A 7,288-nucleotide genomic window follows, 5' to 3' on the forward strand; every position below is an offset into this window, starting at 1 on the left:
GCGGGGCGTGAGTCACGCGTCCCTGCCACCCCATAGGGGTGTCTGAACGGAGGAGTCCACCCCAGCAGCCAACTGGGCACTACCTCCAAGCCCGGTCCTTCAGGACCGGGTTAAGTTGACCGCATCATCCTGCCGATTGCCGCCCCGCAACAGTCAACCCTCGAAGTTGGGCCCGTCCCTCGGTGCAGGGTGTGGTCGCTCGCCCCCCGTCGAGCGGCTGGATGCCTGCTCCGTGTCACTTCGACCAGATCAACTGCGCCTGTACGCCGTAGTGGTCGGACAGGTAGGCCCGGCGGCCGTCGCCCAAGGTCACCTCGTCCTGGAACACGAAATCGGCGCCGCCGGTCAGGGACTCCCCGGCCGCTGCCCGGACCAACACATGGTCCAGAGCCGGCGGCGACGGCCATCGCGGGGTGGGCCGGTAGGTCGGACGCGTGTCGCCGGCGAGGACGTCGCGCAGCCTCGCTGCGGCGACGAAGTCCGCGAGTACCGCCGAGTCGCGCGGAACGTTCAGGTCACCGACCACCGCGACGGGCACGGACGGGCCGGCGTCCTCGATCAGCTTGGCCACCAGGGCCAGTTCAGCCTCAGCGATCCCTGTGTACCGGTTCGTCGGGGACCAGTCGTCGTCGCGGTTGGCCGACAGGTGGGTGTTCACGACCACCAGCTCACCGTCCGGTGTGGCGACGGACGCGACCTGGGCGCCCTTGCGCATGACGAACTCGCCGCGCACCGGGCCCGTCATCGGGTACCGCACGAACCGCCACCGGCTGATCGGCCAACGGGACAGCAGCACCAGGCCGCCCTTGAGCAGGACCGTGCCCGAGTAGGCGGCGTGCGGGTATGCGGGAGCGGCGCGGCGGATCAGCCGGGCGTTGCGGCGGTACATGACCTCTTGCAGGCAGACGATGTCGTAGTCGGACTCCGCGAGCGCCGCGCCGAGGGCACGGAGCCGAGCCGGGACATCGCCGGTGAAGAGGGTGTTCATGGTCAGCAGTCGCAGGGCCTTCACGAACCTGTCACCTTCCGTCCGGTGGGCTGCCGGGCCGTGCGGGGAGCCACTCACGGTGTTGATCGTATGGTCACCCATGCCACGGATGGGCCCGAAACCGTGGATGGACACTGCCGGGAGAGGGGTCACCGCCCTGGTGCCCTCCGGTCCTGGGCGCACGGGGGCCGGTCGCTGTCGGCGGGATCGGCTACCTTCTCCCCGACCGCCGCGTACTCGGAAGACTAGGAGGCCAGATGTGACGTTCACGCCATGGTTCGCCGCCCTCGGCAGCATCGACCGTGTCCCGTTCGCCGAGGCGGCCGACCGGTACGCGTGGTGCGCTCCGGACGGACTCGACGATACGAACAGCGACTGTTTCGGCGGCGATCTGGAAGAGGTCCTCGTTCACCGCGGTACGGTCCACCACAGCGGCGACTTGGTCATCGGGTCGGAGACCCATCAGCCCGTCTGCCACGGCGGCGACTGCGGCATCCATGTCGTGGACGGAGATCTCACGGTCGACGGGACACTCGTCTTCACCGAGTGGGACCAGGCTAACGTTTTGGTGGTGACGGGAGACGTGCGCCTGCGCGGCCTCCTGATCGAGGACGAGGCGCACCTGTACGTCGGGGGCGCCCTGCGGATCGAGGGACTGCTGGTCTCGGGCCTCTCCCACGGAGGAATGCTGGCCATCGCCGGGGACACGACCGCCTCGGCGTGCCTGTGCGCCGGCCCGGTCCGCGAGCCGATGATCCTCTTCGGCGGCGCGCCGACGCATCCGCACGACCCCGACCACCTGGTCGACCTCACCGGCGTGGACCAGGCCGCCCTCGTCCTGCCGGAGCTTCTTGACGCGTCAGGTCACTGGGCCGATCGCGCGAAGGTCCGCGCTGCCCTGCACGAGGGCCGACCAGTGCTGAGGTTGTCTTTTAGCGTCTAGCACTACGGAATGGGTACCGGCTGGGTGGTGGCCGGTACCTCTGGGAAGGCACTTTGGTGGGCCGCCTGCCGCGTTCGGCTGGCCCGGACCAACTCGCCCTGGCCGAGCGTGAGTTCCTCGTCATCGCTTCGTGACAGGCGAACACCGCCACTGGCACCGATCCGCTGTGGCGGGTGCGCCAGTCGACCGCTTCCCGCCTCAGCTTGTTCTTCAGGGCTTGTGGATGCGGCGAACGGCAGGGGCCGGGCTGTCCGCATCCGATCGGATGACCGGGCGGTGTGGCGGACGAGGTGGCGCCGGGGTGCGGGCCTAGCCTCTCCCCCGTCCGGGCTTTCCTCCGTTCCGTCCGGATCTCTCGTACTGGTCCGGAAGGAGTGTGGGGTGGCGCCTTCGTCGGGCAACCGCGGCCTCCTGCGGGTCCTGCTCGCCCTCTGCCTGTCGGCAGCTCCGCTGGCCGGCTGTGGCGGCGGAGGCGGCGGGCCGGTGACGCTCAACTGGTACAACTTCCCCGATGATTCCGGTGCGCTGGCCAGTGCGGCCAAGGTCTGTTCCAAGCAGTCCGGCGGGCGCTACGGGATCAGTTACAACAAACTGCCTCGCACAGCGGACGGGCAGCGTCAGCAACTGGTGCGCCGGCTGGCCGCCAAGGACGACACGGTCGACATCATCGGGCTGGACGTCACCTGGCCCGCCGAGTTCGCGGAAGCCAAATGGATCCTGCCGTGGACCGGGGGCAACCGCGCCACGGCCGTGCGGGACACCCTGGAGGTCCCGCTGCGGACGGCTACGTGGAAGGGGCGGCTGTACGCCGTCCCGTACAACACGAACACCCAACTGCTCTGGTATCGCAAGGACCTGGTCCCCACGCCGCCCGAGACATGGGCCGAGATGCTCCTGATGGCCGGCCGCCTGGCGAAGCAGGGCAAGCCCCACTACGTGGAGATCCAGGGCGCGCAGTACGAAGGACTCACGGTGTGGTTCAACTCGCTGGTGGAGAGCGCCGGCGGCTCCATCCTCAACGCGACGGCCACGGCTCCCAGGCTGGGTCCGCCCGCCGTGCGCGCGGCCTCCGTCATGAAGACTCTGGCCACCTCGGCCGCGGCCGACCCGTCCCTGTCCAATCAGATGGAGGACCAGAACCGGCTGGCCATGGAGTCCGGCAGCGCGGCCTTCGAGATCAACTACCCCTTCGTGTATCCCTCGATGAAGGCCAACAACCCCAAGCTCTTCAAGCAGTTCCGATGGGCGCCCTACCCGGCGGTCGAAAGGGGCCGGCCCGCCAGACCCACCATCGGTGGCATCGACCTGGCCGTCGGCGCCTACACCCGTCACGCCGCGTTCGCCTTCGAGGCGGCGCTGTGCCTGCGGAACCGGCAGAACCAGTTGACGGCGGCGCTCGAGGGCGGGCTGCCGCCCACGCTCCGCCCGCTCTACTCGGACCCCGCTCTCGTCAAGAACTACCCCTTCGCCTCCACCGTTCTGGCGGCCCTGGAGAACGCCAGCATCCGGCCCAAGACCCCCGCCTACCAGAACGTGTCCATCGCGATCTCGCACACCCTGTCGCCGCCGAACGGGATCCAGCCGAGACCGGACGTGGAGAAGATCAGTGGCCAGATCAAGGACGCCCTCGACTCGAAGGGGCTGATCCCGTGACCCAGTCGGCTCCGAACGCCCCTGAGCACGCACCGGTGCCCAAAGACGGCCGTGCCCTGTCCGAAGGGGCCCGGCAGGAGCGCCGGTTGGGCTGGCTGCTCTGCGCGCCCGCCGTGATCGTCATGCTCGCCGTGACCGCCTACCCCATCGTCTACGCGATCTATCTCTCGCTCCAGCGATACGATCTGCGCTTCCCGCAGCAGGCGCACTTCGTCGGCTTCAGCAACTACGGTGCCGTCCTGTCCTCCGAGTTCTGGTGGCAGGCCCTGTGGGTGACGGTGTTCATCACCGTGGTCTCCGTGGCCGTGGAACTCGTCCTCGGATTCGCCCTGGCGCTGGTCATGCACCACACCATCTTCGGCCGCGGCACGGTTCGCACGGCCATCCTGATCCCGTACGGCATCGTCACCGTGGTCGCCGCCTACTCCTGGCAGTACGCCTGGACCCCCGAAACCGGCTACCTGGCCGATCTCCTGCCCTCCGGTGACGCGCCCCTGACCGAACAGTGGCCGGCCATCGGTCTGATCATCCTGGCCGAGGTGTGGAAGACCACCCCCTTCATGGCCCTGCTGCTGCTCGCCGGCCTCGCCCTCGTGCCGGAGGAGACGCTGCGCGCGGCCCAGGTGGACGGCGCCGGAGGCTGGCAGCGCTTCTTCCTGGTGACCGTCCCCCTGATGAAGCCGGCCATCCTGGTCGCCCTGCTCTTCCGGACTCTGGACGCCTTCCGGATCTTCGACAACATCTACATCCTCACGTCCGGCGCGCACAACACCGGCTCGGTGTCCATCCTCGGGTACGACAACCTCTTCACCGCGCTCAACCTCGGCATCGGGTCGGCCATCTCCGTACTGATCTTCCTGTGCGTGGCGTTGATCGCCTTCGCCTTCATCAAGCTGTTCGGGGCAGCCGCCCCCGGTGCCCAGGAAGGGGGACGCTGATGTCCGCCGCCGGACGACGACGGAGGTCGGGGTGGGCCGTCGTCAACATCCTCGTGATCGCCTACGCGCTCTTCCCGGTCTGGTGGATCATCGCTCTGTCCTTCAAGGACCCCAGCACCCTGACCGACGGCAGCTTCATCCCGACCAAGTGGACGTGGGAGAACTACCGCGGGATCTTCCAGACGTCCGAGTTCACCCGGGCGCTGATCAATTCCATCGGCATCGCCCTCATCTCCACGGTGATCGCGGTCGTGCTGGGCACCATGGCGGCCTACGCCGTCGCCCGGCTCCGGTTTCCCGGCAAGAGTCTGCTGATCGGGATGTCGCTGCTGATCGCGATGTTCCCGCCCATCTCGCTGGTCTCGCCGTTGTTCAACATCGAGCGGATCATCGGCATTTTCGACACCTGGACCGGTTTGATCATCCCGTACATGACCTTCTCCCTGCCGCTCGCCATCTACACCCTGTCGGCCTTCTTCCGGGAGATCCCCTGGGACCTGGAGAAGGCGGCCAAGGTGGACGGCGCCACCCCGGCGCAGGCGTTCCGGCTGGTGATCGCTCCGCTGGCGGCGCCGGGCGTGTTCACCACGGCGATCCTGGTGTTCATCTTCTGCTGGAACGACTTCCTCTTCGCGATCTCGCTGACCTCGACCTCGGCGGCCCGGACCGTGCCGGCGGCCATCGCCTTCTTCACCGGGAGCAGTCAGTTCGCCCAGCCCACCGGTTCGATCGCCGCCGCCGCGGTGGTGATCACCATCCCCATCATCGTCTTCGTGCTGCTCTTCCAGCGGCGCATCGTGGCCGGGCTCACCTCCGGAGCCGTCAAGGGCTGACCGGCGGCAGCCGTTCGTCAGGACACAAAGGACCGACCGTGGCAGAGATCGTTCTCGAAGGCATCACCAAGCGCTACCCCGATGGTGCGGTGGCGGTGAAGGACGTCAACCTCCGTGTCGGTGACGGTGAGTTCGTCATTCTCGTCGGTCCCTCCGGCTGCGGTAAGTCCACCACCCTCAACATGATCGCCGGGCTGGAGGACATCACGGAGGGAAGGCTCCTGATCGACGGAGAGGTCGTCAACGACAGGACTCCCAAGGACCGTGACATCGCCATGGTCTTCCAGAGCTACGCCCTCTACCCGCACATGAGTGTGCGCGACAACATGGGTTTCGCGCTCCGACTGGCCAAAGTGGACAAGGCGACCATCCGCGAGAAGGTCGAAGAGGCGGCCCGCATCCTGGACCTGACGGACCATCTCGATCGGAAACCCGCCAACCTCTCCGGAGGCCAGCGCCAACGCGTGGCCATGGGACGGGCCATCGTGCGCGACCCGAAGGCGTTCTTGATGGACGAGCCGCTCTCCAATCTGGACGCGAAGCTCCGCGTCCAGATGCGCACCCAGATCTCCCGCCTCCAGCAGCGCCTGGGCAGCACCACGGTCTACGTCACCCACGACCAGACCGAAGCCATGACACTCGGCGACCGTGTGGTCGTGATGCGCGGCGGAGTCGTTCAGCAGATCGGAACCCCGCAACGCCTCTACGAGCAGCCGAAGAACCTCTTCGTAGCCGGGTTCATCGGTTCGCCCGCGATGAACTTCCTGCACGCCACCGCGGAGGGCGACCGCCTGCGCACATCGGTGGGCGACCTCGACCTCGGCGACCGGCTGCGGCGCACGCTCGAGCAGCACCACGCCCCCAGAGAGCTGATCGTGGGGTTGCGCCCTGAGGCCTTCGAGGACGCCGCGCTCGTGGACCGGGCCAGGGCCGGATCGGGTACGACGTTCAGCGTGGACATCGACGTGGTCGAATCCCTCGGCTCAGACGTGTACGCGTACTTCACCGAGGACGAGTGGCAGCCCACGGCCACCTCCGAACTCGCCGAACTCGCGGCCGACTCGGGGACGACCGACACCGGGGCGGGCGGGCACCAGATCGTCACCCGCCTCGACGCCTCCACGCGGGTACGCGAGGGTGGCCGGGCCGAACTCTGGGTCGACACCGCCAAGATGCACGTCTTCGACCCGGCTTCCGGGGCCAACCTGACCCTGACCGACGACGAACCCGGCACGTGACGTGATCAGGCCTCGCCGCCGAGAAGGCTCACCGCTTGCGGGACCGTCGGCCGTGGTTCCCTCACGCCCGACTCGTTGTCGCGGAGCGGCGCCGTCAAACAGGTGACGCATTGACCTTCATATTGGTGTGATGGTTGTGCAATCACGTCATGGACAGGGACTTGATGGACCCCGGCTCGTTTCGGTTCGGCGTCGCGTTGGAGGGCATGGGTTGACACCCCGCCTCGTGGCTGTTGTCGCCGGTGACGCATGCCGAAGAGGTCTTCGGCAGCGGCTATCGGACTAGGAGCTGTTCGGGGTTCGGATCATGCGATTGAGGTGATGTGCTTCAACCACATGATCGAGGCTCTGAGGTGCAGTCCTGCCTCGTGGCTCTCGGGGGACTTGTCGTAGCGGGTGGCGAGGCCGCGCCAGGTCTTGATCTTCTGGAAGCAGCGCTCCACGGTGTTGCGCTGCCTGTAGCGGTGCGTGTCGAAGGCGACGGGGCGACCGCCGGCCGAGCCTTTCCTGCGGCGATTGGCGGCCTGGTCGTTCTTTTCCCGGATGACTGCGGTGATCCCGCGTCTGCGCAGGTAGGCGCGGTTGTCCTTGGACGAGTAGGCCTAATGGGAGGCGAAGGCCGGCGAGTGTTGGCCTTCGTGGGCGCGAGTCGAGCCTTTGAGTATGCCCGGGCCTGAGAGCTCTGTTGACAAGAC

At 67.6% G+C, this 7,288-nt stretch carries 6 protein-coding genes and 1 pseudogene; 5 read left to right on the forward strand and 2 right to left on the reverse strand.

From position 1 onward, the window contains the following. Positions 1–235: 235 nt before the first annotated feature. Positions 236–1,012, reverse strand: coding sequence for an endonuclease/exonuclease/phosphatase family protein (locus ACWEBX_RS35770; protein WP_451888923.1), 777 nt, complete (start codon positions 1,010–1,012; stop codon positions 236–238). A 235-nt stretch (positions 1,013–1,247) separates the two neighbouring features. On the opposite strand from ACWEBX_RS35770, the gene ACWEBX_RS35775 reads away from it, so the two are divergent. The 5 genes from ACWEBX_RS35775 (at position 1,248) to ACWEBX_RS35795 (ending at position 6,593) form a co-directional block, all read left to right on the forward strand. After that, complete coding sequence (locus ACWEBX_RS35775) at positions 1,248–1,931, forward strand: hypothetical protein (RefSeq protein ID WP_451888924.1); 684 nt, start codon at positions 1,248–1,250, stop codon at positions 1,929–1,931. A 381-nt stretch (positions 1,932–2,312) separates the two neighbouring features. Further along, the gene (locus ACWEBX_RS35780) at positions 2,313–3,584 is read left to right on the forward strand and encodes an ABC transporter substrate-binding protein (protein WP_451888925.1); all 1,272 of its coding nucleotides are present in this window, start codon (positions 2,313–2,315) and stop codon (positions 3,582–3,584) included. Beyond that, a complete protein-coding gene (locus ACWEBX_RS35785; protein ID WP_451888926.1) occupies positions 3,581–4,522 on the forward strand; it encodes a carbohydrate ABC transporter permease in 942 nt (313 codons plus the stop codon). Before ACWEBX_RS35780 ends, ACWEBX_RS35785 begins: the two co-directional genes overlap by 4 nt. Next, the gene (locus tag ACWEBX_RS35790; protein ID WP_384787530.1) at positions 4,522–5,355 is read left to right on the forward strand and encodes a carbohydrate ABC transporter permease; all 834 of its coding nucleotides are present in this window, start codon (positions 4,522–4,524) and stop codon (positions 5,353–5,355) included. Before ACWEBX_RS35785 ends, ACWEBX_RS35790 begins: the two co-directional genes overlap by 1 nt. Positions 5,356–5,393: 38 nt before the next feature. Then, positions 5,394–6,593 (forward strand): ABC transporter ATP-binding protein, encoded by a 1,200-nt coding sequence (locus ACWEBX_RS35795; RefSeq protein ID WP_451888927.1) that lies wholly within the window; start codon positions 5,394–5,396, stop codon positions 6,591–6,593. 305 nt (positions 6,594–6,898) lie between these two features. On the opposite strand, the pseudogene ACWEBX_RS35800 reads toward ACWEBX_RS35795, so the two are convergent. Next, positions 6,899–7,195: pseudogene (locus tag ACWEBX_RS35800) on the reverse strand (transposase); the annotation flags it as partial. Between the last annotated feature and the right edge of the window lie 93 nt (positions 7,196–7,288).

This window comes from Streptomyces sp. NPDC005070 (genome assembly GCF_053600395.1).

Excerpts from the sequence above, each read along its gene's own strand:
- ACWEBX_RS35790 (WP_384787530.1), top strand. The coding sequence starts at position 4,522 with ATGTCCGCCGCCGGACGACGACGGAGGTCGGGGTGGGCCGTCGTCAAC.